Here is a 25231-nt window from a genome sequence, read left to right on the forward strand (position 1 = left end):
CTTGCCGTTCGATCTTCCCGCCAACGGAGGTTTCTGCTTCATGAAGCTCACCGTCGTCGGCTGCTCGGGGTCGTTCCCGTCCGCGGAATCGGCCTGCTCGAGCTACCTCGTCGAGGCCGACGGCTTCCGGCTGCTGCTCGACATGGGCAACGGCGCCCTGGGCGAGCTGCAGCGCCACTGCGGTCTCTACGACCTCGACGCGATCTTCCTGAGCCATCTGCACCCCGATCACTGCATCGACATGCTCGGGTACTTCGTCGCACGCTTCTACCGTCACGACGGCGGCCGCTGCGCCCCGATACCGGTCTACGGCCCCGAGGGCACCGAACACCGCCTGACCACCGCCTACAACGACACCCCCTCCGCGTCCGCGATGAGCGAGGTCTTCGACTTCCACACGGTCAAGCCGTCCACGTTCGAGATCGGCCCGTTCACGGTGCACACCGAGCGGGTCCGCCACCCCGTGGAGGCGTACGCCATCCGCGTCGAGCACGGCGGGCGGTCGCTGACGTACTCCGGCGACACAGGGGTCACCGAGGCGCTGGACGAGCTGGCCCGGGAGACCGACCTGTTCCTGTGCGAGGCCGCGTTCACGCACGGCAAGGAGGACATCCCCGACCTGCACCTCAACGGCCGCGAGGCGGGCGAGACGGCCGCGCGGGCCGGCGCGCGGCGCCTGCTGCTCACCCACATCCCGCCGTGGACCGACCCGCAGGTGAACCTGCGTGACGCGCGTGAGGTGTTCGAGGGACCGGTGGAGCTGGCGGAACCGAGGGCGACGTACGAGGTCTAGCCTCCCGGCTTCCCGGCATGACGAAGGCCCCGGAAACCCGCCGGTTTCCGGGGCCTCGACGTGTGCGCGAGAGCCCTACTTGGCCTCGGCCTTCTGCAGTTCGGCGAGTTCCTCGTCGGTCTCCCGGCCCGGTGTGGGCAGGTTGAACTTGATGATCGCGAAGCGGAAGACGGAGTAGTAGACCGCCGCGAAGCACAGGCCGACCACGACCAGGCCCCAGGGGTTGGTCGCGATGCCCAGGTTCAGCCCGAAGTCGACCGCTCCGGCCGAGAACCCGAAGCCGTCCTTCATGCCCAGCGCCCAGGTGAGCGCCAGCGAGACACCCGTGAGCACCGCGTGGATCGCGTACAGCACCGGCGCGATGAACATGAACGTGAACTCGATGGGCTCGGTCACGCCCGTGACGAACGAGGTCAGCGCGATGGAGAACATCATGCCGCCGACCACCTTGCGGCGCTCCGGACGGGCGCAGTGCACCATGGCCAGGCACGCCGCCGGCAGACCGAACATCATGATCGGGAAGAAGCCGGTCATGAACTGGCCCGCGTGCGGGTCACCGGCCAGGAAGCGCGCGATGTCACCGCTCTTGCCGTGGTAGTCGCCCGCCTGGAACCAGGGGAAGGAGTTCAGCAGGTGGTGCATGCCGATCGGGATCAGCGCACGGTTGGCGACACCGAAGATGCCCGCGCCGACCGCGCCCGACTTGACCAGCCACTCGCCGAAGTTGTGCAGGCCCGTGCCGAGGACCGGCCAGATGTAGCCGAAGACGATGCCGATGACCAGACCGGCGAAGGCGGACAGGATCGGAACCAGGCGGCGGCCGCCGAAGAAGCCCGCCCAGTCGGGCAGCTTGGTGCGGTAGAAGCGCTGGTACAGCAGCGCCACGACGATGCCCATCACCACACCGCCGAGGACCTTGGCGTCCACCGGGGCGTTCACCATGACGACCTTGCCGTCGACGGCGGTGGCCACCTTCGGCAGGTTCTTGTCGGTGAACGTGCCGAGCACGTTCTTGAAGACCAGGTAGCCGACGACCGCGGCGAGGGCCGTGGAGCCGTCCGACTTCTTCGCGAAGCCGATCGCGATACCCACGGCGAACAGCAGCGCCATGTTGTCGAGGATCGCGTTGCCGCCCGCGGCCATGAAGGACGCGATCTTGGTCAGGAACGTCGGGAAGGACGGGCGGCCCAGCATGTCGGTGTTGCCGAGGCGCACCAGGAGGGCGGCGGCCGGCAGCACCGCCACCGGCAGCATCAGGCTGCGGCCGATGCGCTGCAGCACAGCCATCACGCCGGCGCCCTTCTTCTTCTCGGCCGCAGGGGCGGCAGTCGCCGTGGTCACAAGTTCCTCCTGAGGGCATGCAAGGCGCCGCCCGTGAAATCATGGGGGAGGGGACGGCAGCGTCTCTGGTCTACACCACTTGGTGGTGTAGACCTGTTGTAGCACGATGAAGGCGGCATAAGGAACCCGCGAATCCGCTACGGCCGTGCTACGCGCTGTAGACCCTCACGCCTTGGTGATGTCCTCGACCTCGTCCTCCGGCTCGCGGCCCGGCGTCTTCAGGTCGAAGCGCGTGATCGCGAACCGGAAGACGGCGTAGTAGACCGCCGCGAAGCCCAGGCCGATCGGGATGATCAGCCAGGGTTTGGTCGCCAGGCGCCAGTTGATGACGTAGTCGATCAGGCCGGCCGAGAAGCTGAACCCGTCGTGCACCCCGAGCGCCCAGGTCACCGCCATCGAGACACCGGTGAGCACCGCGTGGACGGCGTACAGCAGCGGCGCGATGAACATGAACGAGTACTCGATCGGCTCGGTGATGCCCGTGACGAACGACGTCAGCGCCACCGACAGCATCAGACCGCCGACCTCCTTGCGGCGGCCGGGCCTCGCGCAGTGCGTGATGGCCAGCGCGGCGGCCGGCAGCGCGAACATCATGATCGGGAAGAAGCCCGAGGTGAACTGCCCCGCGTGCGGGTCGCCCTGGAGGAACATGTTGATGTCGCCGTGCACCACCGTGCCGTCCGGCTTGGTGTAGCTGCCGAACTGGAACCAGATGGGCACGTTCAGGAACTGGTGCAGGCCGACGACGAGCAGCGCCCGGTTGGCGACACCGAAGACGCCCGCGCCCCAGGAGCCGATGGAATGGAGCCAGTGGCTGAAGCTCTCCAGGGCACCGCCGATCGGCGGCCAGATCCACAGGCACAGCGCCGCGAAGAGGATGGCGACGAACGCCATGATGATCGGCACCAGCCGGCGGCCGTTGAAGAAGCCCAGCCAGTCCACCAGCCTGGTGCGGTGGAACCGGGCCCAGAGGAAGGCGGCCAGCAGGCCCAGGACGATGCCGCCGAACACGCCGGGGTTCTGGAAGGTGAAGGGAGTCACCGAACCCGCGCCCGTGCCGACCGTCACCTGGCAGCCGACCTGCGGAATCGCCCTGGAGCCGCCGGGGCAGGACTGCGGGAACTGGTGCAGCACCCCGTAGTAGACGAGGAAGCCCGCCACCGCCGCCAGTGCCGTCGAGCCGTCCGCCTTCCTCGCCATGCCGATCGCCACGCCCACGCAGAACAGCAGCGGAAGCCCGATCGAGCCGTCGAGCAGGGCGCCGCCCGCGCCGGCCATGACCTTGGAGACGTTCGTCCAGCCCAGCCCGTCCTTGCCGAAGACGTCCGGCTGGCCCAGCCGGTTGATGATGCCCGCCGCCGGCAGCACCGCGATCGGCAGCTGCAGACTGCGGCCCATCTTCTGCAGGCCCTGGAACAGACGACTCCAGCGTTCCCGTGCCGGGCGGGCCGTGCTGTCGGCGGGCGCGCTGTCGGCACTCATGGCGTCCTCCCGGCGGCACTCATGGCGTCCCGTCGGCCACTCGGCCCGGACGCGGTTTGGCGACCGTACCCGCTGTGGTGTAGACCAGTCGGCGGACGGTTCCGCTGTCGTGATCGCCATCATTCGGCACGCCCGGCATGACCGCTCGCGAAGATGGGCCAACTGTGGGTTACTGCGACAAACCGGTTCGGATCAGGGAATTCAGGGAGACAGGACATGGCCAGCAAGGCTGAGAAGATCGTCGCCGGCCTCGGCGGTATCGACAACATCGAGGAGATCGAGGGCTGCATCACCCGGCTGCGCACCGAGGTGTCCGACCCCTCCCTGGTCGACGAGGCCGCCCTGAAGGCCGCCGGCGCCCACGGCGTCGTCAAGATGGGCACCGCCATCCAGGTCGTCATCGGCACCGACGCCGACCCGATCGCCGCGGAGATCGAAGACATGATGTGAGCCCCGCCGGCTCACCCCGGAAGGCGCTCCTCCCGCGCGTGCATCCCGCTCGTACACACCTGCGGGAGGAGCCCCTTCCGCGTCTACGGCTAGGCTCCATGCCATGTCTCGCATCGACGGCCGTACCCCCCAACAGCTCCGCCCGGTCACCATCGAACGCGGCTGGAGCAAGCACGCCGAGGGCTCCGTCCTCGTCTCGTTCGGCGACACCAAGGTGTTCTGCACCGCCTCCGTGACCGAGGGCGTCCCGCGCTGGCGCAAGGGCAGCGGCGAGGGCTGGGTCACCGCCGAGTACGCCATGCTGCCCCGCGCCACCAACACGCGCGGCGACCGCGAGTCCGTCAAGGGCAAGATCGGCGGCCGTACCCACGAGATCTCCCGGCTCATCGGCCGCTCCCTGCGCGCCGTCATCGACTACAAGGCGCTCGGCGAGAACACCATCGTCCTCGACTGCGACGTCCTCCAGGCCGACGGCGGCACCCGCACGGCGGCGATCACCGGCGCGTACGTCGCGCTCGCCGACGCCGTCTCCTGGGCCCAGGGCAAGAAGCTGATCAAGGCCGGCCGGCAGCCGCTCACCGGCACCGTCTCCGCCGTCTCCGTCGGCATCGTCGGCGGCGTCCCGCTGCTCGACCTCTGCTACGAGGAGGACGTGCGCGCCGAGACCGACATGAACGTCGTCTGCACCGGCGACGGCCGCTTCGTCGAGGTCCAGGGCACCGCCGAGGCCGAGCCCTTCGCCCGCGACGAACTCGACGCCCTGCTCGACCTCGCCGTCACCGGCTGCGCCGAACTCGCCGCCCACCAGCGCGCGGCCCTGGAGACCACGCTCGCGAGGTGACCGCGAAGTAAAGGACGGATCAAAACACGGAGGGCGCGCGGGCAACCCGCGCGCCCTCCGCGGCGTCCTAGGTACGGACAGCCTCACCAGAGGAGGGGAACACCACCATGGCCGTCAGCCCACGCCGACGCCGTCTCACCGCAGTCGCCGCCGTGGCGCTCGCCGTGCTCGCAACCGGCCTCACCACCGGCTGCGACGCCGTGAACAAGGCCCTGGACTGCGTGCACACCGCCGACTCCATCGCCGACAGCGTCACCGGCCTGCAGCAGGCCGTGGAGAACGCCGCGAACGACCCCACCCAGGCCGACGCCTCCCTCGACTCCATCGAGAAGAACCTCGACAAGATCGGCGACAAGACCGACAACGCCGACGTCAACAAGGCCGTCGACGACCTGCGGAAGGCCGTGGGGAACGTCCGCACGGCCATCAAGAACGGCGACAGGACGCCTGACCTGGGCCCGGTCACGGACGCGGCCGGCGAACTGACCAAGGTGTGCACGAAGTAGGCGGCCGGGCGCGCCTCAGTCCAGCTCCTTCTTGAACTTCCGCTCCAGCTTCTCCTGGCGGCGTTGCTCCTTCAGCCGCTGCTGTTCGGCCCGGGTGATCTTGCGGGTCACGTCCACCCCGCCCCAGAACGCAAGACCCCCGATGATCACCCGGGGAGCGCCCGGTTCCGGCGGCCCGTCGTCCCGGGGATGGTCGAAGCCGCCCATGATGCCGATGCCACGGACGACGACCTCGATCCCCGGCGGCACGATCACCTGCACACCGCCCATGATCGCCACGCAGTTGATCTCGACCTCGCGGTCCGCGAAGTCCGCCTCCCGCAGGTCGATCTCGCCGCCGCCCCAGAACGCGAAGCAGTTGAACTGCTTCGGCACCGTCCAGCGGCCCTTGCGCTGGAAGCCCGACATGACGGCGACCGCACCCGCCGAGGACCCCTCGCCCCCGACGATCCGGCCCGCCCAACTCCCGCTCGGAGCCGGTTCCTTGGTGAACGAGACGGGCGTGGGCGCCACCGCCGTACCCGCCGTCGGCAGATCACGGGTGAGCGGCGCGAGCTCGCCGTACGTACGCGCCTTGTACGCCGCCTCCAGCCGCTCCTCGAACTCCTGCATGTCGAGCCGGCCCTCGGCCAGAGCGTCCCGCAGGACCTCGGCGACCCGTTCCCGGTCGCTGTCGGACGCCCGGAGGTCCCCACTTGCGTCGTCGGTCATGACAGAAGCCTACGAGACCGCCTTCTCCGCGTACATCTTGGCGATGACGGCCTCGATGTCCGGCTCCCGCACCGACAGGTCCACCAGCGGATACTCCGCCGCGAGATGCGCGACGAGCGGCGCCGCCGACTGCCCCGCCGGGAACGCCAGCCACTGCCGCGGCCCCTCCACCCGCACCACCCGCGCCGACGGCACCTCGACCGGCGGCAACTCCCGCTCCAGGTCCACCACCAGCGTCCGCTCGCTCTCCCCGGCCTCGTGCAGCCCCGCGAGCGCACCGTCGTACATCAGCCGGCCGTGGTCGATCACCATCACCCGGGAGCACAACTGCTCGATGTCCTGCAGGTCGTGCGTGGTCAGCAGCACCGTCGTGCCCCGCTCGGCGTTCAACTCCCGCAGAAAGCCGCGCACTTTGGCCTTGGACACCACATCCAGGCCGATCGTCGGCTCGTCCAGGTACAGCACCTTCGGGTCGTGCAGCAGGGCCGCCGCGATGTCCCCGCGCATCCGCTGCCCCAGCGACAGCTGCCGCACGGGCACGTCCAACAGCGCGCCCAGCTCCAGCAGCTCCACACACCGGTCCAGGTTCTCGCGGTAACGGTCCTCAGGGATCCGGTACATGCGGTGCGCCAGCCGGTAGGAGTCGATCAGCGGCAGGTCCCACCACAGCGTCGTACGCTGCCCGAACACCACCCCGATCCGGTGCGCGAGGCGCCGCCGCTCCCGGGACGGGTCGATCCCGGCTACCCGCAGCCGCCCCGCACTCGGCGTCAGGATGCCCGTCAGCATCTTGATCGTGGTCGACTTCCCGGCACCGTTCGGCCCGATGTACCCGACCATCTCGCCACGCGCCACGGTGAACGAGATCGAGTCCACCGCCCGCACCTGGCGCCGCTCCCGTTTCAGGAACCCGGCCTTCTTCCGCACCTCGAAGACCTTCTCCACCCCCTCCAGCACGATGAAGTCATCGGTGAAGCCCTCGGTGAAGCCCCCCGCCAAGCCGCCGTCCGTCATCTGCTAGCTCCCTGTGCTCCGGTACGAACGAAGTCCCGCCCGCCAGGCCAGCCCCGCCAGCGCACAGCACCCCACCGCCACCAGCGGCGGTGCGAACGCCGCCCACCGCGGCAGCCCCAGCGGATACGGCTGCCCCAGCACATAGGTCGCGGGCAGCCAGTTGACGAAGGCCAGCGGCAGCACGAACGTCACCCCGCGCACCAGCTCCTTCGCGAACACCGTCGGCGGATACTGCAGCAGCGTCGTACCGCCGTAGGTGAACGCGTTCTGCACCTCCGACGCGTCCTGCGCCAGGAACTGGAACGCCGCCCCCGCCACGAACACCGCGCAGAAGATCCCGCAGCCGCTCACCACCATCACCGGCATCAGCAGCAGCTTCGGCGGCGTCCAGGCGACATCGAGCCGGAGCAGCGCCCAGGTGAGCACCAGCAGCCCCTGCGTCACCCGGCCCATCCTGCGCAGCGCGAACTGATCGGCCGCCACCTGCGCCAGCACCGGCGCCGGACGCACCAGCAGCGTGTCCAGCGTGCCGTCGCGCACCCGCCGCCCCAGCCGCTCCATCGAGCCGATCACCAGGTCGGCCAGGCCGAAGGCGGTACCCGACAGGCCGTACAGGAAGGCCACCTCGGGCAGCGACCAGCCGCCGAGGGCGTCCACCCGCGAGAACATCAGCATGATCGCGACGAAGTCGAAGAAGGTCGCCGCGAAGTTGCCGAACGTGGTCATCACGAACGAGGCCCGGTAGGCCATCGTCGACCTGATCCACATCCCGGCGATCATCAGATAGGCCCGCACCCCGTCCCGGAGCCGGCCGCTCTCACCCACCCTGGACCACCACCCGCCGCGTCGCCGCCGACTGCACCAGCCGCCCGGCGCCCAGCAGCACCACCGCCCACGCCCCCTGGAACACATACGTGCCCAGCGGATCCGCGTGCCCCAGCAGGATCTGGGCCGGCGCCTGCAGCAGCGAGGACCACGGCAGCACCCGCACCACCTCGCCGAGCGCCCCCGGGAAGAGGTTCAGCGGCAGCAGCATGCCCGAGCAGAAGAAGCCGACGAGCCATGACATCTGCGTCACACCCGTACCGTCCAGGAACCAGAACGTGCTGAGCGCCACCAGATACCGGATGCCGAACCCGACGATCATCGCCAGCAGCACGGCGACGAAGAAGGCGACCCAGGTGCCCACGTCCGTCGGTAAGTACACGGGGAAGCACAGCGCACCGAACACGAAGGGGACGAGCCCCCGGCCCAGCAACTGGAAGAACGCCCGGCCGACATCGGTGGCGAGCCACCATATCTGCAGATCAGCGGGCCGGTACAGGTCGATCGCCACGTCCCCCGTACGGATGCGTTCCATCAGCTCGTTCTCGACGCCTCCGCCGCCGATCGCGAGCGTCGACAGGAACGCCTGCCCCAGCCACACGTACGTCACGACCTGCGCCTGATCCCACCCGCCCAGGTGCGGCCGCTCGTCCCACAGCGCCCGATAGGTATAGACGAGGATCAATCCGAAGACGGTGTTGGTGAACACCCCTGCCGCAGTGGCGGCCCGATACGTCGCGTACCGTCTGAATCCCCCCGCCGCGACGGCCACGTACAACCGTCCCGCGCCCACGCCAGTCCACCTCCCGGGACCGCTCGACACCGAAGCGCAGGAGCCTAGTCCCGGAGCCCGGCGGACGGCCACGCAATTTCGTGCCCGAAGCGTGCTGGAATCCGGGAACGGAACGCCAGGTGCGAGAGTCTTCAGACTGGGGGCGCAGAAGCGTACGAGGCGTACGGGAACGTACGACGCGAAACAGGAGTCCGTGCACGACATGAGCGACGAGCCGCAGCCGCAGCAGCCGACCGAAGGCGTGCCGCCGGAAAAGCCGCTGCCGGCTGAAGCACCCGGCGACCACGCCGCCCGGACCGAGCCGAGCGGCAGGCCGCCACGGCCTGGGCCGGCGGACACTCCGGCGCGGTCCGAGGAGGCCGTCCCGCGGGCGGCGTCCGGGGAGACGCCGGGCACGGCGGGTACGGCGACGCCCACGCGGAGCGGTACGGCCGAGCGGAGCGGTACGTCCGAGCGGGGCGCGCGGGGCCAGGGGGCTGAGCGGGCTGAGCGGGGCGGTACCGCCGATCGCAGCGGTACGGCCGGGCACGGGCAGGGTGCTGAGGCCCGGGGGGCCGGACTCGGCCGAACGGGTGAACGCGCGCCGTCCCCGGACCGCTCGACTCCGGCCGACCCGTCGACTCCGGCGGGCTCGTCGACTCCGGCTGGTTCGTCGCCGTCGCCGGACCGCTCGGCGGTGGACCGTACGGCTTCCATGGCCCGGGCGCGCCAGGCGGCCCGCGGCGGGCGGACGGAGCAGGAGGGGGCCATGACGTCCGGCGGGGACACGGATTCCGGCGGGCCTTCGGCGTCCGGCGGCGGTACGGGTTCCGGCCGGGATGCGGGTTCCGGCCGGGGTTCGGCTGCGCGCTCAGGCTCGGCCTCCAGCGCGGTCTCCGGTTCCGGTGCGCGCCCGGTGGCCCGCGAGGGCTCCGTGTCCGGCGCGGTGCCGCGTGGCGCCGCTGGTGAGGGCTCGGGAACGGGGGAGGGCCTGGGCTCCGGTGGGGGCTCGGCGGACCGGGGTGTGTCGGCCTCGGGTGGCCCGGCGGACCGAGGCCCGGCGGCTCATGGTGGGTCGGCGGCTCGCACGGACGCCCCGTCCGGAGCGCCGTCCGATCGTGCCGCTGCTGATCGCTCGGGAGCCCGGAAGGGCTCCGGTGCTGCCCCGGCCCCCGGCGAGTCGACCGCGTCCCAGGACTCCGGTCGGTCCCGTACCGACTCCGGGAAGCCGCAGGTTCCGGCGGCCCGGGGTGGCTCCGAGCAGGCGCAGTCGGCCGAGAGCACGCAGGTGCTCCGGCGTGTCACGGCGCCCCGGGCCGCCCAGGAGGACCCTTCCGGCAAGGCGGCTCAGGGCTCCGGTGCCGCACCCGCGCCCGAGACCACCCAGGTGCTCCGGCGGGTCAGCGCACCCCGAGCGGCCGAGCCGGGCGCCTCTCCGGCCGGCGAGCCGAACACCACCGGCCGTACGCCCCGAGCCACCGGACCGGACACCGCCGGGCGCACCCCTCGTACGACCGGCCCCGACACCACCCCCCGCACCGCACGTCCGGGCACCGGTGCGAGCCGCGCCGCCCAGGCGGCCGGAGCGGTCGGCGCGGCCGCCGGTGCCGCCGGTGCCGCCGGTCAGGCTTCCCAGTCCGGCCCCGCGGGCGCCGCCGGACTGGCCGGCTCGGCCGGAGCGGCCACCCGCCGCCCCCGAACCGGCACCACCGGCACCGGCACCAGCACCACCGGCACCGCTCCCGAGGAAGCCACCACTGTCCTCGCCGCCACCCCCGCCGACGGCCGCGCCACCGGAGGCCCCGGAGGCCCGGAAGGTCCCGGAGGCCCCGGCGGCAACGGCACGGCGAAGGGGAAGAAGAAGCGGCCCAAGCGGACCGGGTGGCGGCGGATCATCCCCACCTGGCGCATGGTGCTGGGCACCTTCGTGATCGGGGTGCTCCTGCTGATCGGGCTGTTCTTCCTCGGCTACTCCCTCGTCAAGATCCCGCCCGCCAACGCGCTCGCCACCAAGCAGGCGAACATCTACCTCTACGCCGACGGCTCCCAGATCGCCCGCGACACCCGCGACAGCCAGGTCAACCGCGAGAGCGTCAGCCTCGCCCAGGTCTCCAAGGACGCCCAGCACGCCGTACTGGCCGCCGAGGACCGCGACTTCTACAGCGAGTCCGCCGTCGACCCCAAGGCGATGCTCCGCGCCGGATGGAACACCGCGACCGGCAAGGGCACCCAGTCCGGCTCGACGATCACCCAGCAGTACGTGAAGAACTACTACCTCGGCCAGGAGCAGACGCTCACCCGCAAGGCCAAGGAGTTCTTCATCGCCATCAAGCTGGACCGCACCCAGTCCAAGGACGAGATCCTCGAGGGCTACCTCAACACCAGCTTCTTCGGCCGCAACGCCTACGGCATCCAGGCCGCCGCCCAGGCCTACTACGGCGTCGACGCCCGGGACCTGGACCCGGCACGCGCCGCCTACCTCGCCGCGCTCGTCAACGCGCCCAGCGAGTACGACGTCGTCGCCCACCCCGAGAACAAGGCCGCGGCCATCGCCCGCTGGAACTACGTCCTGGACGGCATGGTCAAGAAGGGCTGGCTCAGCGAGTCCACACGGGCCGGCATGAAGTTCCCGATGCCGAAGGAGCAGACGCTCTCCACCGGCATGTCCGGCCAGCGCGGCTACCTCGTCGACGCGGTCAAGCACTACCTGACCACCCACAACATCCTCACCGACGACCAGCTCGCGGCCGGCGGCTACCGCATCACCACCACCATCCAGAAGGACAAGCAGAACGCCTTCGTCAAGGCCGTCGACGACCAGCTGATCTCCAAGCTGGACAAGAAGAACAACAAGGTCGACAACTACGTCCGCGCAGGCGGCGCCTCCGTCGACCCGAAGACCGGCAAGGTCGTCGCCATGTACGGCGGCATCGACTACGTGAAGCAGTACACCAACGGCGCCACCCGCGGTGACTTCCAGGTCGGCTCCACCTTCAAGCCCTTCGTCTTCACCTCCGCGGTGCAGAACGGCTCGACCACCCAGGACGGCCGCACCATCACCCCGAACACCATGTACGACGGCACCAACGAGCGCCCCGTGCAGGGCTGGAACGGCGGCGCCTACGCCCCGCAGAACGAGGACCAGAAGTCGTACGGCCAGATCACCGTCACCAAGGCGACCGACCTGTCCGTGAACGCCGTCTACGCGCAGATGGCCGTCGACGTCGGCCCGTCCAAGGTCAAGCAGACCGCGATCGACCTGGGCGTCCCCTCCGACACCCCGGACCTGCAGCCGTACCCCTCGATCGCCCTCGGCACCGCCACCGCCAGCGTCCTGGACATGGCGGAGTCCTACGCGACCCTCGCCAACCACGGCCAGCACGGCACGTACACGATGGTCGAGAAGATCACCAAGGACGGCACGGACGAGGTCAAGCTGCCCGAACAGCCGGTCAAGCAGGCCGTCAGCCGCGAGGCCGCCGACACCACCACCTCCATCCTGCAGAGCGTGGTCGACAACGGCACCGCCACCGCAGCCCAGGCCGCGGGCCGCCCGGCGGCCGGCAAGACCGGTACCGCCGAGAACGACACCGCCGCCTGGTTCGCCGGTTACACCCCCGACCTGGCCACGGTCGTCTCGGTCATGGGCCAGGACCCGGTGACGGCCAAGCACATGCCGCTGTACGGCGCCCTCGGCCAGCCCCGCATCAACGGCGGCGGCGCGCCGACCGCGATCTGGGCCCAGTACACGGGGGCCGCGCTGAAGAACAAGCCGGCCGCCGACTTCGACCTCCAGCTGGAGCAGGGCGCCGACCAGCCGCAGCCGCCCAGCGCCACCGGCCCGACCCCGCCCGGCACGACCGGTGACCAGAACACCGGCGGCACCACCGGCACCCCCACCAACGGCGGTCCCACCACCAGCCCGACCACCGGCGGCACCGGCACCCCCACCACCGGCGGCCCGACCACCACCGGCGGCACCGGCACCACCGGCGGCACCACCACGACCGGCACCACCACCGGCGGCGGCACCACGGGCGGCGGCACCACCAACGGCGGAGGCACGACCGACGGCGGCACGACCGACGCAGGGGCCAACGGGGGCGGCACCACCACAGGCGGCGGAACCGACGCCGGCCCCGGCACGACAGGCACCGCCGCCGGCGCCGGAGGCGGCGACCCGGCCGCCTGACGCGCCGACGCCCCTGTCCCCGTGACCGTGTCTCAGTGACCGCCGGTCGCCTTCAGCCCCACCACGGCGACCAGCAGCAGACACACGAAGAAGACCCGGGCGGCGGTGACCGGCTCACTCAGCACCACCATGCCGAGCACCGCCGCACCGGCCGCCCCGATGCCCACCCACACGCCGTACGCCGTACCGATCGGCAGGGACTTCGCGGCATACGACAGCAGCAGCATGCTGGCCAGCAGACCGGCGACGACAAGCAGAACCCAGGCCAAAGAAACGACAAAGGGGCCGGTGACCACCGCCACCAGCCCCTTCACCACCACGGACCCGGAGATACCCCGGGACGACTCAGAGATAGAGCCCGGTCGAGTCCTCCGACCCCTCGAAACGGTCCGCGGCCACGGCGTGCAGATCCCGCTCACGCATGAGCACGTACGCCACACCCCGCACCTCGACCTCGGCCCGGTCCTCCGGATCGAACAGAACCCGGTCACCCGGCTCCACGGTCCGTACGTTCTGCCCGACCGCGACCACCTCGGCCCAGGCCAGCCGCCGCCCGACCGCCGCGGTGGCGGGAATCAGAATGCCGCCCCCCGACCGCCGCTCACCCTCACCGGTCTCCTGCTTGACCAGAACCCGGTCGTGCAGCATCCGGATGGGAAGCTTGTCGTGATGGGGGGTGCTGTGCTGGTTTCTGTTGGCGCTCACGCCTCGAACCTACCTGCCTTCGCCACGCCGGTCCGCTCCCGGGTCAGCCCTTGCGCCGCTTGCCGCTGAAGGCAAGCAGCCCCACCACACCCACGGCGAGCAGCGCCACGGGCACGACCCGCTCCACCCGCAGCGAGCCCTCCTCGTCCACGAACTGCGTCCGCACCTCACTCACCACCCGGTTGACCTGCACATAGGCCCGCCCGACCGTGTGATCGATATTGGCGACGACCTTGGCCTTGGCGTCCCCGATGATCGTCTGCGGATGCACCCGCACCCCGATCTCGTCGAGCGTCTCGGCCAGCACCTCGCGGCGGCGCTTGATGTCCGCCTCGATCTGCGCCGGGGTCCTGGTGTCCGCCGTCTCCGCCACCGTACGGCCTCCGAAGTCTGCCGATGTCTGCTGTCACTGTTCCGAACAGTCTGTCAGCTTCTCCTCCCGGCGCACCGCAAGGCCCCCCGGTTACCCTGGCCCGATGAGCGAGCGACTCCAGCCGGGGGACGTGGCCCCCGCCTTCACCCTCCCCGACGCCGACGGCAACGAGGTCTCCCTTTCCGCCCACCAGGGCCGCAAGGTCATCGTCTACTTCTACCCGGCCGCCCTGACCCCCGGCTGCACCAAGCAGGCCTGCGACTTCACCGACAACCTCGACGTCCTCGCCACCGCCGGCTACGACGTCATCGGCATCTCCCCCGACCCCCCGGAGAAGCTCGCCAAGTTCCGCGAAAAGGAGTCCCTCAAGGTCACCCTCCTCGCCGACCCCGACAAAAAGGTCACCGAGGCCTACGGCGCGTACGGCGAGAAGAAGAACTACGGCAAGACCTACCTGGGCGTCATCCGCTCCACGATCGTGGTCGACGAACAGGGCAAGGTGGAAAAGGCCCTCTACAACGTCCGCGCCACGGGCCACGTGGCCAAGATCATCAAGGACCTGGGCATCTGAGGACCTGATCCTGTCCCTGGGCGGCCCGCACCGGAGTGCTCTGGTGCGGGCCGCTTTTTTCATTCCGGAGCGTGACTGTCCGATAACCGGTTCGTTACTCCGTACGGGCGGCGAACGCACGCCCGGAACGGAAGGGGCTCAATGGGGGCCAGCGCATACACGAAGGAGCGGCTGGAAGAGGCGGCTCGCGGGGCGCGGACGTTGTCGGAGGCGTTGGAGAGGTTGGGGGTGGATCCGAGGAGTCCGACGCGGCGATACGTGCTCGAGCGGATGAAGAAGCTGGGAGTGGATGTCTCCCACTTCGAGCGGGACGGGGTGAAGTGGACGCGGGAGGTGCTTGAGCGGGCCGTGGCCGCCTCCACGAACATGTGCGAGGTGTTGCGCCATCTCGGCCTGGAGGTCGTGGGCGGCCAACCTGCGCTTCCTCTGCCCGAACTGCCATTCCACGACTGATACGTACCGAGGGCGGGGCGCGGGCCGTGCTGGGGCAGGCGTCCGATGAGCAGCGGGCGGCGGTACACCCGCGAGCGACTGGAGGAGGCAGCCGCGCAGTGCTCCGACATCGACGAAGTCGTCGCCTTCCTGGGGACCCGGCCATATGCCACACTCCGGCGGTATCTCATGAAGCGATTTGCCCACTACGGCATCGACGTATCGCATTTCGCCCCCCATGGCAGGATTCCGCGCCCTGCGCCAGACGAACTTCGCGCGGCGGTCGCTGAGTCGGCATCCCTCAAAGAAGTGCTGCGACGGTTGAATCGCCCCGACAACCACTGGCAGCGTGCGCAGCTGTGCCGGTGGATCGCCGAAGAGGCCGTCCCGACCGCCCACTTCCTCGGACAGGGACACCGGCGTGGTAAGCGGAGTCACAACGCCAAGGACCGCGAGGACATCCTGGTCCGTCACGAAGGCAGGCGCCGGACAGCCACCAAACTGCTCCGTCGTGCGCTCTGTGAGGCGGGCGTGCCTGAAAGGTGCGCCGAATGCGGAATCGGTCCCGAGTGGCTTGGCAAACGCATGACTTTGGAGGTCGACCACATCAACGGAGACTGGAGCGACGACCGGCGGGAGAACCTGCGGTTGCTTTGCCCCAACTGTCACGCGACGACCAGCACCTGGTGCAGGGGAGGCGGTAGGCGTCGAGCGACTCCCGGTACGATGGCAGGCGGCTAAGCGGCGGTGGCGCAACGGCGACGCAGCAGGTTTAGGTCCTGTGGCCCCTGACAGGGCTTGAGGGTTCGAATCCCTTCCGCCGCACAGAAACGGCCTGCGAATCGTAGGAACGAAACGCAGGCCGTTCTCTTTGGCCTCAGCCCAACAACTCCCGAACCGCCGGCACCAGTGCCCGGAACGCCTTCCCCCGGTGGCTGATCGCGTTCTTCTCCTCCGGGGTCAGCTCGGCGCAGGTTCGGGTCTCGCCCTCCGGCTGGAGGATCGGGTCGTAGCCGAAGCCGTTCGTGCCGGCGGGGGCGTGGCGCAGTACGCCGCGCAGCTGGCCCTCGACCACCCGCTCGCGGCCGTCCGGCAGGGCGAGCGCTGCCGCGCAGGCGAAGTGGGCGCCGCGGTGTTCGTCCGCGATGTCGGCGAGCTGGGCCAGGAGGAGGTCGAGGTTGGCCTTGTCGTCGCCGTGGTGGCCGGACCAGCGGGCGGAGAAGATGCCGGGGGCGCCGTTCAGGACGTCGACGCAGAGGCCGGAGTCGTCGGCGACCGCCGGAAGGCCCGTCGCCTGGGCCAGTGCGTGGGCTTTGAGCAGGGCGTTCTCGGCGAAGGTGACGCCGGTTTCCTTGACGTCGGGGATGTCGGGGTACGCGTCGGCGCCCACCAGTTCGTGGGGGAGTCCGGCCTCGGCGAGGATGGCCCTCAGTTCGGTGATCTTTCCGGCGTTGCGGGTGGCGAGGATCAGGCGGGTCATGCGGGCCAGTATCCCGTCTGCCCGTCGGTGTTCCTCGCGCCGGTGTCTACAGTTCCGCCTGCCCGGCGCCCTTGAGGGTGTTCAGGTCGAAGACCTTGGCCATCCTGGCGTAGCCGAGGTCGCTGGGGTGCAGGTGGTCGCCGGAGTCGTAGTCGGGGCGGAGGCGGCGGGGGTCGTACGGGTCGCGGAGGGCCTTGTCGAAGTCGGTCACCGCGTCGTACACCCGGCCGGACCGGATCTCGGCGTTGACCTGCTGCCGTACCGCCTCGCGGGCCGCGGTCCAGCCGCGGTGGCCCTGGAAGGGCATCAGGGTGGTGCCGACGACCTTCAGGCCGTGGGCGTGGGCGTCGCGGGCGAGGGTGCGCAGGCCGGTGATGATCTTGTTGGGGTCGGCGAGTTGCGGGTTGCGGAGGATGTCGTTGATGCCGAGGTCGATGACGACGACCTTGATGTTCGGGTGGGAGAGGGCGTCGCGGCCGAAGCGGCCGAGGCCGCTCTGGTTCTCGGCCATGGGGGTCCCCCCGCGCGAGCGAAGCCGAGCGTGGGGGAGGCCGAGTCCGTCGGCGAGGACCTGGTTGCCGCTGATGCCCTCGTTCACGACGCTGTAGCGGGGCATGGGGTGCCCGGTCTCCAGTTCGGTGCGCAGGCGGCCGGCGAGGAGGTCGGGCCAGCGGTGGTTGGCGCCGGTGGTGGAGGTGATGCCGTCGGTGATGGAGTCGCCGAAGACGACGACGGTGCCGTCGGCTTCGTTGCTGAGGACGTCGAGGGCGGTCAAGTAGCGCCAGTGCGGGGTCTGTTGGGTGTAGGGGGTGCCGGTGGCGTCCTCGGTGGCGTCGCCGGTGGCGACGTAGGAGATCTGCCGGGCGTGCGGGTGGTAGGTGACGGGGCCGGACGGGGTGGGGGAGTAGGTGGTGACGAGGACGTCGCTGTCGTGCGGGACGGCGAGGCGTACGGCGTCGCTGACGATCTGTTCGCCTGCGGGGATGACCGCGCTGGTGGCGCCGTTGAAGGTGAGGCGGCGCATGGTGTCCGGGTCGGCGGCGGCGGTGCCGTCGCCGGCGGAGAGCGCGATCGAGGCGTGGGTGATGGTCAGCGGTTCGTGGCCGTAGAGGTTGGAGAGTGTGATGCGGGCGCTGGTGCCGCCGGTGCTGGTGTGGATGACGTTGCGCACGGAGTGGCCTGCGAGGCCGCCGGTCTCGGTGCCGGGTTCGCCGCCCACGGGGGAGGCGGACCAGGCGCCGACCCAGGTGCCGGTGGAGGCGGGGGCGACGGAGGCGCCGTGGTGGGGGCGGTTGTCGGTGAGGGCGCCGAGCGGGGTGCCGTCGTCGGCCGCCACGGTGAAGTAGATGGCGGCGGACATGGCCAGGACGAGTGCGATGAGCGCACTCATCAGCGCATAACCACGACGTCTGGTCACGCTTGCGTTGTTCTCCTCGGGGATGGGAGCCCGAGGCTCCGATCTTGGTGTGCCCATGATGCGTCATGGGCCGGGGAGGGCTGTCAGGGCCCTGCCGAAATCCCCTTTCTGACAGACGCCGGGAACTCTTGTTCCGTTCCGGGAGTCGGTCAGGAAGGGACAATTGTGTGCGGGATCACCGGATGGGGTCACTGGAAGGGGACCACCGGATGGGGTCACCGGACGGGGTCACGAGCGGGCGGAGCTGAACGGGTGGAGCCGATGGAACCGACGACCCAGACGGAAGCGGTGCCGGCCGGGGGTGTGTCGTACAAGACCATGACGGCCTTCACCCCGGCCGACGAGGAGCGCCGGCGCGGGGTGCGGCGCATGAAGCTCACGGCGACGAGCATGCTGCTGTTCGTGGCGCTGGTCTATGTCCTGGCCAGGCTCGCGTCGCACGAGGGTGCGGGGCCGTGGGCCGGCTATGTCGCGGCGGCTGCCGAGGCGGGCATGGTGGGCGCGCTGGCGGACTGGTTCGCCGTGACGGCGCTGTTCCGGCACCCGCTCGGGCTGCCGATCCCGCACACCGCGATCATCCCGACGAAGAAGGATCAGCTGGGTGTGTCGCTGGGGGAGTTCGTGGGGGAGAACTTCCTGTCCGAGGACGTCGTACGGCAGCGGCTGCGGGCGGTGGGCATCGGCAGTCGGCTGGGGGCGTGGCTGGCGGAGCCGGAGCACGCGGACCGGGTGACGGCGGAGCTGGCGACGGCGTTGCGCGGGGCGCTGACGGTGCTGCGGGACCGGGATGTGCAGGCGGTGGTGAGCGAGGCGATCACGCGGCGGGCGAACACCAAGGAGGTCGCGCCGGGTATCGGCAAGATGCTGGAGGGGATCGTCGCCGACGGTGGGCACCGGCGGGCGGTGGATCTGGTGGTCGCCCGGGCGCACGACTGGCTGGTGCTGCACCGGGACGATGTGATGGTGGCCGTGGAGGGCGGTGCGCCGGGTTGGACGCCGCGGTTCGTGGACCGGAAGGTCGGGGAGCGGGTCTACAAGGAGTTGCTGCGGTTCGTCGTCGAGATGCGGGACATGCCGTCGCATCCGGCGCGTGGCGCGTTGGACCGTTTCCTCACCGACTTCGCCTCCGATCTGCAGTCCGATACGGACACCCGGGTGCGGGTGGAGCGGCTCAAGGGGGAGGTGCTGGGCCGGGGCGAGGTGCAGGATCTGATCGCGTCCGCGTGGACGGCCGTACGGGCGATGGTGGTGGCGGCGGCCGAGGACGAGCGGAGCGAGCTGCGGTTGCGGGTGCGTGGTGCGCTGTTGTCGCTGGGGGCGCGGATGGCGACCGAGCCGAAGGTGCAGGGGAAGGTGGACAGCTGGGTGGAGGGTGCGGCGGTGCACGTGGTGACGACGTACCGCAGGGAGATCACCTCGCTGATCACGGATACGGTGGCGAGCTGGGACGCCGAGCACACCACTCGGAAGATCGAGGCGCACATCGGTCGTGACCTGCAGTTCATCCGGATCAACGGCACGGTGGTGGGCTCCCTGGCGGGCCTGCTGATCTATACGGTGACGCGGACGCTCGGTGCGTGAACGGGTCGGCGCCTGAGGCGCGTGGCGCCTGAATCGCTCGGTGCCCGGGCCGGTCGGTGCCTGAATTCACCCGTCACGGGCACTCGTGCTGCTGTCCCCCCGCTCAGGGGGGACGTCCTTCGACGAGGAGGGAGCCCATGGGCGTGAGCGCCGAGGCACCGTCGCCGCGGAGCGGCCGGACGATCACCACGGACATCCCCGCCCGGCTGGACCGTCTGCCCTGGTCCCGCTGGCACTGGACGATCGTGATCGGCCTGGGCACGGTCTGGATCCTGGACGGCCTTGAGGTCACGGTCGTCGGCAACATCGCCAGTCGGCTGGCCGAGCCCGGCAGCGGGTTGTCGATCACCTCCGGGCAGATCACCGGCACCGCCGCCGCGCTGTATGTGGCGGGCGCCTGCTCGGGCGCCCTCTTCTGGGGCCGGCTGACCGACCGCTTCGGCCGCAAGAAGCTCTTCATGATCACCCTGGCGGTGTACCTGGCGGCGACGGCGCTCACCGCGGTCTCCTGGGAGGCCTGGTGGTTCTTCCTGTTCCGCTTCCTGACCGGCTTCGGCATCGGCGGTGAGTACGCGGCGATCAACTCGGCGATCGACGAGCTGATCCCGGCCGAGCACCGCGGCCGGGTGGACCTGATCATCAACGGCAGCTTCTGGCTGGGCGCGGTGGGCGGTTCGCTGCTGTCGATCGTGGCGCTCGACACGGACCTGCTGGCCAAGAACGTCGGCTGGCGGCTGACGTTCGCCCTCGGAGCCGTACTCGCCCTGGTGATCCTGCTGGTACGGCGGCACGTCCCGGAGAGCCCGCGCTGGCTGCTGATCCACGGCAGGGACCGGGAGGCGGAGGAGATCGTCTCCGGCATCGAGCGCGAGGTGGAGCGGGAGAAGGGCGTGACGCTGCCGGAGCCGCACGGCGAGCTGGAGATCCACCAGCGCGGGAGCGTGACGTTCCTGGAGATCGCCCGGACGGTCTTCGGCCACTACCGCAGGCGTGCCGTCCTCGGCTTCTCCCTCTTCATCGGCCAGGCGTTCCTGTACAACGCGATCACCTTCGGCTTCGGTGCGATCCTGACGAAGTTCTTCAACGTGCCCGCGGACCGCACCGGCTACTACTTCGCGGTGATCGCGGTCGGCAACTTCTGCGGCCCGCTGCTGCTGGGCAGGCTGTTCGACACGGTGGGCCGGCGGGTGATGATCTCCTCGACGTACCTGCTGTCGGGTCTGCTGCTGTTCGGCACGGCCTGGCTGTTCGGCCGGGGCGTGCTGAGCGCGGGCACGCTGACGGCCTGCTGGTGCGCGGTCCTGTTCTTCGCCTCGGCGGGCGCCTCCAGCGCGTATCTGACGGTCTCCGAGATCTTCCCGATGGAGACGCGCGCGATGTCCATCGCGTTCTTCTACGCCCTCGGTACGGCGGCCGGCGGCATCAGCGGCCCGCTGCTGTTCGCCGACCTCACCGGCACGGGCAAGGTGGGCGACACGGTCCTGGCGTTCTCCATCGGCGCGGCCCTGATGTGCGCGGCGGGGCTGGTCGCCGCCTTCCTCGCGGTACGGGCGGAGCGCCGCTCCCTGGAGGACATCGCCCGTCCGCTGACGGTGGTGGCGAGCCGGGCCAGGGCGGCGGCGGGGGGTACGCGCGGACCGGGCACGGGGCCCGCGGCACCACCGGCGGCGAGCAGGCCGTAACGGCCGTAACCCCGTGACGGCTCCCGTCAGGCCCCGGTGGTGGAGCCGGGCCGCACGATCATCAGCACGGTCACGGCGGCCCACAGCAGGTTGAACATCCCGGTGAACATGGCCAGCCGTGCGGTCTGTGTCCGCGTGCCCCGCCCCTCCGCCAACGCGCTCTGGGCGGGAAGCACCAGCGCCGCCAGGACGACGGCGGCCAGCGCGGTCAGCACGATCGACGCGATCAGCCAGGCGCTGCCGAGCACGCCCATCTCGCTCGCGGTGGCGAACCCGAAGACCGGTACGACGACGCCGACGAGGGCGTAGACCCGGCAGATGCGGTGCAGCAGGTGCAGGGTGCCGGTCGCACCGGGGGTGCCCGGGGTGCCCTGCGTTTCCTGAGTGCCCGGAGTGCCGGGCGTCTCCGGAGCGCCGGGCGCGGCGAGGGCCCGGCGCGCCGCGGGCGGGAACATGCTGGCGGCGACGGTCACGGGGCCCACGGCGACGATGGCGGCGAGGACGTGGACGGCGAGGAGGAACTTGGTCACGCGGTGACGGTAGGGGGCGCTCGGATCATGGAGAAGTGGCAGAAGTGCCACGCTACGACGGATTCCCGCCAGAGGGACGAGCTGCGGTGGGTCCGTTACGACGCTGATGGGCGCGGTTGGCGGCGATCCGCCGCATGTCTAGGATCCCGCCATGCACACCGTGGCCGTACTGGCGCTGGACGGAGTCATCCCCTTCGACCTCTCCGCCCCCATCGACACCTTCGGCTGGGCGCGGCTGCCCGACGGCCGGGTGCCGTACCGGGTGCGGGTGTGCTCGGTGCGCGGGGAGGTGAGCGCGGGCGCCTTCACGGTGCGGGCGCCGTACGGTCTGGCAGCGCTGGCGGAGGCGGACACGATCATCCTGCCGGGGGTGGCGGAACCGCCGGAGGAGTTGCCGCCGGGCGTGACCGGGGCGCTGCGCGAGGCGGCCGCGAACGGCACCCGGATCGCCTCGATCTGCGTGGGCGCGTTCCTCTTCGCGGCGACGGGCCTGCTGGACGGCCTGCGCGCGACGACGCACTGGCGCGCGGCGGGGGACCTGGCCGCGCGGCACCCGAGGGTGCGGGTCGACCCGAACGTCCTGTACGTCGACAACGGCCAGTTCCTGACCTCGGCGGGCGCGGCGGCGGCGCTGGACATGTGCCTGCACATGATCCGCAGGGACTTCGGCTCGGCGGTCGCCGCGCACGCGGCACGGATGTCGGTGATGCCGCTGGAACGGGAGGGCGGCCAGGCCCAGTTCATCGTCCACGACCTGCCCCCGGCGCCGTCGGGTGCCACCTTGGAGCCGTTGCTGCACTGGCTGGAGGACCACTGCGACCGCGACCTGACGGTGGACGAGATCGCGGCCCGGGCCGGCATGAGCACCCGCACCCTCAACCGCCGCTTCCGCGAGCAGACCGGCACGACTCCGCTGCAGTGGCTGCACCGGGCGCGGGTACGGCGGGCCCAGCATCTGCTGGAGACGACGCCGTACCCGGTGGAGCGGATCGCCGCCCAGACGGGTTTCGGCTCGCCGACGGCCTTCCGGGAGCGCTTCCGGAGGGTGGTGGGGACGAGCCCGCAGGCGTACCGGAAGGCGTTCAGGGCGGGGGCGGTGTGAGCGAGGGCGATCTACGGGGCGCGGTCGGGTCCTCTGGGGCCTGAGGCCTGGGGTTTTGGGGTCCAGGGACAGGGGTGCCCGGGGCCGGGATCTGTGATCTGGGGCCTGGGCCCGGGATCTGGGGTCTGGGGTGTGCTCAGGCCTTGCGGTCGGCGACGGCCCAGGAGGCGAGGGCGACCGCGCCGGCGACGCCGAGGACGGACGGCCACGCGCCGACCTTCTTCGCGAGCGGGTGCGACCCGGCGAACGCGGCGACATAGGCGGCGGTGAGGGCGCCCGCGGCCTTCCCGCCGGCCCGCGCACGCCACTGCTGAGCGGCGGTGGCCCCGGCGACGGCCAGTACGGCCCCGCCGAGCTGCCGCTTCTTGGTCCAACGGGCCACGCCGTAGCCACCGACGAGCCCGGTAGCGGCAACCACTGCACTGGGAACCCTGGCCACCACAGCCTCCTCTTTCTCCTGTTTTCTCTCCGCTTCACCCCGCTTTCGCGGGATGCCTGGCCCGAGGCTAACGCGCAGCCGACTGCGCTCTCCTAACCTGAGTCTCGTCTTGTCAAGTTTCCGGCAGAGAGTTATATAAGAAGCCGTAGGGCATCGCATACCAGTCCCTGAGGAGAGGAGTGACCTGTGATGCTCATGCGCACGGACCCCTTCCGTGAACTCGATCGGCTCACCCAGCAGCTCTTGGGCGACGCCACGCGTCCGGCCGCGATGCCGATGGACGCCTATCGCGCCGGAGACGATTTCCTGGTCCACTTCGACCTGCCCGGCATCGACCCCGAGACGATCGAGCTGGACGTCGAGCGCAATGTCCTCAACGTCCGCGCCGAGCGCCGCAGCCCGGCCCCCGAGGACGCGGAGATGCTCGTCGCCGAGCGCCCCACGGGCACCTTCACCCGCCAGCTGTTCCTCGGCGAGACCCTCGACGTGGATCGCATCGACGCGTCGTACGAGGCCGGTGTCCTGACCCTGCGCATCCCGGTGGCCGAACAGGCCAAGCCGCGCCGGATCCAGATCAGCGGCGGCACCGGCGACCGTAAGCAGATCAGCGGCTGACGGTCGGGCCGCCCTGCGGCTGACGGCACCACGCGTCCCGGGCCACGTACGTGACCCGGGACGCGCCCGCCTGTCACCGCCCCACTCGGGCCGCCCCCGCAGATCCGACCTGACACCCACTCATACCAGCGCCGTCACGGGGTAACCGGCGTCCGATGCCCCGAACTGACGAGCCGCTCATGTACCGAAGCGTCCGGAGGAGGAGCCACCACGATGACCGTGACGACCCCGCAGCCGAGAACGACGATCCCCACGCAGCCCGACACCACGGCCTGGGAAGAACTGACGGAGGCGGTGCGTGAGGCGGGCCAGTACACGACGCGGGCGGAGGCGGAACGTGTGACCCGCACGGTCCTCTCGGCCCTGGGCGGCCATGTGACGGGTGAGGAACGGGTGGCCCTGGCTCAGGCCCTCCCGAGACAGGCGGCCCAGGTGATCGCGTCCCAGATCCCGGTGACCCGCCCCCTGACGGCAAGGGAGTTCGTCGACTCGATCGCCATCCGCATCGAGGGCGCGACCCCCGCAACGGCCCGCTGGGACGCCAGCTCGGTCCTCAGCGTGCTGGCCGACCGCATCGGAGACCCCCTGACCACCCGCATCCTCGCCCAACTCCCCGCGGGTTACGCCCTGCTCTTCGGCCGGGCCGACCTGGCCCCGACGGCGTAGCCACACACAAGCCCCCCGCGGAACCAGCCGTCGCCGCGGGGGGCTTGCTCACTCGCTCTGTCGTCCTTGCTCTGTCGTCCTTGCCCTGTGGTCCTCGCTCTTCGTCCACAGGGATGGCGTGGCAACCTCACGCGCATACGGCCTTCGCCAGATATGCCCGTCGCGCGAGTGAGGTCACCACGCCTTCCCCCTGCCGTCGGCGGGGCGAGCCGGCCGGCCCACCGGAAGGCTGACCGGCCGCCGCTTTCCGCCGTCAGGCGGTACCGACCGCCTCTTAGAAGGCGCTGTTGCTGCAGCCCATCGTCGACCCGATGTGCGTGTCCTGCGCGCCCGGGTCGCCCTCGCCGTTCAGCGCGTTGCCCAGGACGCCGTTGAGGATGCCGACCTCGCCGAGGACGTCGGCGTTGAGGTCGTGCGACCTGCAGTTGGAACTCTGCAGCACACTGGCGCCCCCACCGCCCTCACCGCCGGCGTAGGCGGTCCCGGAGGCCAGCAGCCCGACGCTCCCCAGGGCGGCGACCAGGACGGCAGCCTTGTGAAGCTTTTGCATGTCATCTCCATAGCGCTCGGTGAACACGATCTGTAACAGATCGACTTCTTTCAGTGACGGAGATTATGTGCAAATCCTCCAACGCCGCCAGCGACGCGCCGATCCCGCCACTTCGCATCCCAACCCCCCAATATCCCCACAAGTTGCCGCAAGCACCCACC

General features: G+C 70.6%; 26 protein-coding genes, 1 tRNA gene and 1 pseudogene. 14 read left to right on the top strand and 14 right to left on the bottom strand.

Annotation, left to right across the window (positions count from 1 at the left end; translation table 11 throughout):
• Positions 1–40 precede the first annotated feature (40 nt).
• Entirely contained in the window at positions 41–793 is a 753-nt protein-coding gene (locus ABB07_RS23780; protein ID WP_208900608.1) for an MBL fold metallo-hydrolase, read from the top strand.
• Between the two features lie 75 nt (positions 794–868).
• Here ABB07_RS23780 and ABB07_RS23785 read toward each other — a convergent pair whose 3' ends face one another.
• Both ABB07_RS23785 and ABB07_RS23790 read right to left on the bottom strand, forming a co-directional pair.
• Positions 869–2134 carry a PTS transporter subunit EIIC gene (locus tag ABB07_RS23785; RefSeq protein ID WP_208900609.1) on the bottom strand — a complete coding sequence of 422 codons (1266 nt, stop codon included), beginning with the start codon at positions 2132–2134 and terminating at the stop codon, positions 869–871.
• Between the two features lie 165 nt (positions 2135–2299).
• Positions 2300–3616: a PTS transporter subunit EIIC gene (locus tag ABB07_RS23790; RefSeq protein WP_208900610.1), complete on the bottom strand. Its 1317-nt coding sequence runs from the start codon at positions 3614–3616 to the stop codon at positions 2300–2302.
• Between the two features lie 216 nt (positions 3617–3832).
• On the opposite strand from ABB07_RS23790, the gene ABB07_RS23795 reads away from it, so the two are divergent.
• From ABB07_RS23795 to ABB07_RS23805, 3 genes are all read left to right on the top strand, one after another.
• Positions 3833–4066, top strand: a complete 234-nt coding sequence (locus ABB07_RS23795; RefSeq protein WP_030782705.1) for a PTS sugar transporter subunit IIB — start codon at positions 3833–3835, stop codon at positions 4064–4066.
• Positions 4067–4169: 103 nt separating this feature from the next.
• Positions 4170–4907 carry a ribonuclease PH gene (rph, locus tag ABB07_RS23800; protein ID WP_208900611.1) on the top strand — a complete coding sequence of 246 codons (738 nt, stop codon included), beginning with the start codon at positions 4170–4172 and terminating at the stop codon, positions 4905–4907.
• A gap of 107 nt (positions 4908–5014) precedes the next feature.
• Positions 5015–5413, top strand: coding sequence for a hypothetical protein (locus ABB07_RS23805; protein ID WP_208900612.1), 399 nt, complete (start codon positions 5015–5017; stop codon positions 5411–5413).
• A 15-nt stretch (positions 5414–5428) separates the two neighbouring features.
• On the opposite strand, the gene ABB07_RS23810 is transcribed toward ABB07_RS23805, so the two are convergent.
• From ABB07_RS23810 to ABB07_RS23825, 4 genes are read right to left on the bottom strand one after another with little or no spacing between them, the layout of a single operon-like run.
• Entirely contained in the window at positions 5429–6124 is a 696-nt protein-coding gene (locus ABB07_RS23810; protein ID WP_208900613.1) for a DUF1707 SHOCT-like domain-containing protein, read from the bottom strand.
• A 9-nt stretch (positions 6125–6133) separates the two neighbouring features.
• Entirely contained in the window at positions 6134–7138 is a 1005-nt protein-coding gene (locus ABB07_RS23815) for an ABC transporter ATP-binding protein (RefSeq protein ID WP_208900614.1), read from the bottom strand.
• A 3-nt stretch (positions 7139–7141) separates the two neighbouring features.
• Positions 7142–7918: an ABC transporter permease gene (locus ABB07_RS23820; RefSeq protein ID WP_208903587.1), complete on the bottom strand. Its 777-nt coding sequence runs from the start codon at positions 7916–7918 to the stop codon at positions 7142–7144.
• Positions 7919–7955: 37 nt separating this feature from the next.
• Positions 7956–8756 (bottom strand): ABC transporter permease, encoded by an 801-nt coding sequence (locus tag ABB07_RS23825; protein WP_244189485.1) that lies wholly within the window; start codon positions 8754–8756, stop codon positions 7956–7958.
• Positions 8757–10023: 1267 nt separating this feature from the next.
• Here ABB07_RS23825 and ABB07_RS23830 point away from each other — a divergent pair.
• Positions 10024–12927 carry a transglycosylase domain-containing protein gene (locus tag ABB07_RS23830; protein ID WP_208900615.1) on the top strand — a complete coding sequence of 968 codons (2904 nt, stop codon included), beginning with the start codon at positions 10024–10026 and terminating at the stop codon, positions 12925–12927.
• Between the two features lie 32 nt (positions 12928–12959).
• Here the strand turns inward: ABB07_RS23830 and ABB07_RS23835 are convergent, their stop codons facing one another.
• From ABB07_RS23835 to ABB07_RS23845, 3 genes are all read right to left on the bottom strand, one after another.
• The gene (locus ABB07_RS23835; RefSeq protein WP_425264823.1) at positions 12960–13196 is read right to left on the bottom strand and encodes a DMT family transporter; all 237 of its coding nucleotides are present in this window, start codon (positions 13194–13196) and stop codon (positions 12960–12962) included.
• Positions 13197–13272: 76 nt separating this feature from the next.
• On the bottom strand, positions 13273–13632 hold the full coding sequence (locus ABB07_RS23840) for a GroES family chaperonin (RefSeq protein ID WP_031159553.1): 360 nt from the start codon (positions 13630–13632) through the stop codon (positions 13273–13275).
• A gap of 43 nt (positions 13633–13675) precedes the next feature.
• Positions 13676–14005: a DUF3618 domain-containing protein gene (locus tag ABB07_RS23845; protein WP_208900616.1), complete on the bottom strand. Its 330-nt coding sequence runs from the start codon at positions 14003–14005 to the stop codon at positions 13676–13678.
• A gap of 103 nt (positions 14006–14108) precedes the next feature.
• Here ABB07_RS23845 and bcp point away from each other — a divergent pair, with 103 nt between their 5' ends.
• From bcp to ABB07_RS23865, 4 genes and pseudogenes are all read left to right on the top strand, one after another.
• The gene (gene bcp / locus ABB07_RS23850; protein WP_208900617.1) at positions 14109–14576 is read left to right on the top strand and encodes a thioredoxin-dependent thiol peroxidase; all 468 of its coding nucleotides are present in this window, start codon (positions 14109–14111) and stop codon (positions 14574–14576) included.
• Between the two features lie 141 nt (positions 14577–14717).
• A pseudogene (locus ABB07_RS23855) lies at positions 14718–14987 on the top strand (HNH endonuclease); the annotation flags it as partial.
• A gap of 87 nt (positions 14988–15074) precedes the next feature.
• Positions 15075–15749 (top strand): HNH endonuclease, encoded by a 675-nt coding sequence (locus tag ABB07_RS23860; RefSeq protein WP_208900618.1) that lies wholly within the window; start codon positions 15075–15077, stop codon positions 15747–15749.
• Positions 15750–15833, top strand: a tRNA-Leu gene (locus ABB07_RS23865).
• A gap of 52 nt (positions 15834–15885) precedes the next feature.
• On the opposite strand, the gene rdgB is transcribed toward ABB07_RS23865, so the two are convergent.
• Entirely contained in the window at positions 15886–16488 is a 603-nt protein-coding gene (rdgB, locus tag ABB07_RS23870) for an RdgB/HAM1 family non-canonical purine NTP pyrophosphatase (protein WP_208900619.1), read from the bottom strand.
• Positions 16489–16534: 46 nt separating this feature from the next.
• Positions 16535–17905 (bottom strand): SGNH/GDSL hydrolase family protein, encoded by a 1371-nt coding sequence (locus ABB07_RS23875; protein ID WP_208900620.1) that lies wholly within the window; start codon positions 17903–17905, stop codon positions 16535–16537.
• 261 nt (positions 17906–18166) lie between these two features.
• Here ABB07_RS23875 and ABB07_RS23880 point away from each other — a divergent pair, with 261 nt between their 5' ends.
• Both ABB07_RS23880 and ABB07_RS23885 read left to right on the top strand, forming a co-directional pair.
• Positions 18167–19486, top strand: a complete 1320-nt coding sequence (locus ABB07_RS23880) for a DUF445 domain-containing protein (protein WP_244189486.1) — start codon at positions 18167–18169, stop codon at positions 19484–19486.
• A gap of 137 nt (positions 19487–19623) precedes the next feature.
• Positions 19624–21168, top strand: a complete 1545-nt coding sequence (locus tag ABB07_RS23885) for an MFS transporter (protein ID WP_208900621.1) — start codon at positions 19624–19626, stop codon at positions 21166–21168.
• 26 nt (positions 21169–21194) lie between these two features.
• On the opposite strand, the gene ABB07_RS23890 is transcribed toward ABB07_RS23885, so the two are convergent.
• Complete coding sequence (locus ABB07_RS23890) at positions 21195–21698, bottom strand: hypothetical protein (protein WP_208900622.1); 504 nt, start codon at positions 21696–21698, stop codon at positions 21195–21197.
• A 151-nt stretch (positions 21699–21849) separates the two neighbouring features.
• On the opposite strand from ABB07_RS23890, the gene ABB07_RS23895 reads away from it, so the two are divergent.
• Positions 21850–22800, top strand: coding sequence for a GlxA family transcriptional regulator (locus ABB07_RS23895; RefSeq protein WP_208900623.1), 951 nt, complete (start codon positions 21850–21852; stop codon positions 22798–22800).
• 136 nt (positions 22801–22936) lie between these two features.
• On the opposite strand, the gene ABB07_RS23900 is transcribed toward ABB07_RS23895, so the two are convergent.
• Positions 22937–23239, bottom strand: a complete 303-nt coding sequence (locus tag ABB07_RS23900) for a hypothetical protein (protein ID WP_208900624.1) — start codon at positions 23237–23239, stop codon at positions 22937–22939.
• A gap of 189 nt (positions 23240–23428) precedes the next feature.
• Here ABB07_RS23900 and ABB07_RS23905 point away from each other — a divergent pair, with 189 nt between their 5' ends.
• A complete protein-coding gene (locus tag ABB07_RS23905) occupies positions 23429–23854 on the top strand; it encodes an Hsp20/alpha crystallin family protein (RefSeq protein ID WP_208900625.1) in 426 nt (141 codons plus the stop codon).
• 213 nt (positions 23855–24067) lie between these two features.
• On the top strand, positions 24068–24520 hold the full coding sequence (locus tag ABB07_RS23910; protein ID WP_208900626.1) for a DUF2267 domain-containing protein: 453 nt from the start codon (positions 24068–24070) through the stop codon (positions 24518–24520).
• A gap of 274 nt (positions 24521–24794) precedes the next feature.
• Here the strand turns inward: ABB07_RS23910 and ABB07_RS23915 are convergent, their stop codons facing one another.
• Complete coding sequence (locus ABB07_RS23915) at positions 24795–25070, bottom strand: hypothetical protein (protein ID WP_208900627.1); 276 nt, start codon at positions 25068–25070, stop codon at positions 24795–24797.
• Between the last annotated feature and the right edge of the window lie 161 nt (positions 25071–25231).

Origin of the sequence: Streptomyces incarnatus (assembly GCF_001027185.1) — a bacterium.
In the GTDB taxonomy this organism is placed as follows: domain Bacteria; phylum Actinomycetota; class Actinomycetes; order Streptomycetales; family Streptomycetaceae; genus Streptomyces; species Streptomyces puniciscabiei.

Excerpts from the sequence above, each read along its gene's own strand:
- ABB07_RS23780 (WP_208900608.1), top strand. The coding sequence starts at position 41 with ATGAAGCTCACCGTCGTCGGCTGCTCGGGGTCGTTCCCGTCCGCGGAA.
- ABB07_RS23790 (WP_208900610.1), bottom strand. The coding sequence starts at position 3,616 with ATGAGTGCCGACAGCGCGCCCGCCGACAGCACGGCCCGCCCGGCACGG.
- ABB07_RS23795 (WP_030782705.1), top strand. The coding sequence starts at position 3,833 with ATGGCCAGCAAGGCTGAGAAGATCGTCGCCGGCCTCGGCGGTATCGAC.
- rph (WP_208900611.1), top strand. The coding sequence starts at position 4,170 with ATGTCTCGCATCGACGGCCGTACCCCCCAACAGCTCCGCCCGGTCACC.
- ABB07_RS23805 (WP_208900612.1), top strand. The coding sequence starts at position 5,015 with ATGGCCGTCAGCCCACGCCGACGCCGTCTCACCGCAGTCGCCGCCGTG.
- ABB07_RS23810 (WP_208900613.1), bottom strand. The coding sequence starts at position 6,124 with ATGACCGACGACGCAAGTGGGGACCTCCGGGCGTCCGACAGCGACCGG.
- ABB07_RS23815 (WP_208900614.1), bottom strand. The coding sequence starts at position 7,138 with ATGACGGACGGCGGCTTGGCGGGGGGCTTCACCGAGGGCTTCACCGAT.
- ABB07_RS23820 (WP_208903587.1), bottom strand. The coding sequence starts at position 7,918 with ATGATCGCCGGGATGTGGATCAGGTCGACGATGGCCTACCGGGCCTCG.
- bcp (WP_208900617.1), top strand. The coding sequence starts at position 14,109 with ATGAGCGAGCGACTCCAGCCGGGGGACGTGGCCCCCGCCTTCACCCTC.
- ABB07_RS23860 (WP_208900618.1), top strand. The coding sequence starts at position 15,075 with ATGAGCAGCGGGCGGCGGTACACCCGCGAGCGACTGGAGGAGGCAGCC.
- rdgB (WP_208900619.1), bottom strand. The coding sequence starts at position 16,488 with ATGACCCGCCTGATCCTCGCCACCCGCAACGCCGGAAAGATCACCGAA.
- ABB07_RS23880 (WP_244189486.1), top strand. The coding sequence starts at position 18,167 with ATGGAACCGACGACCCAGACGGAAGCGGTGCCGGCCGGGGGTGTGTCG.
- ABB07_RS23885 (WP_208900621.1), top strand. The coding sequence starts at position 19,624 with ATGGGCGTGAGCGCCGAGGCACCGTCGCCGCGGAGCGGCCGGACGATC.
- ABB07_RS23895 (WP_208900623.1), top strand. The coding sequence starts at position 21,850 with ATGCACACCGTGGCCGTACTGGCGCTGGACGGAGTCATCCCCTTCGAC.
- ABB07_RS23905 (WP_208900625.1), top strand. The coding sequence starts at position 23,429 with ATGCTCATGCGCACGGACCCCTTCCGTGAACTCGATCGGCTCACCCAG.
- ABB07_RS23910 (WP_208900626.1), top strand. The coding sequence starts at position 24,068 with ATGACCGTGACGACCCCGCAGCCGAGAACGACGATCCCCACGCAGCCC.
- ABB07_RS23915 (WP_208900627.1), bottom strand. The coding sequence starts at position 25,070 with ATGCAAAAGCTTCACAAGGCTGCCGTCCTGGTCGCCGCCCTGGGGAGC.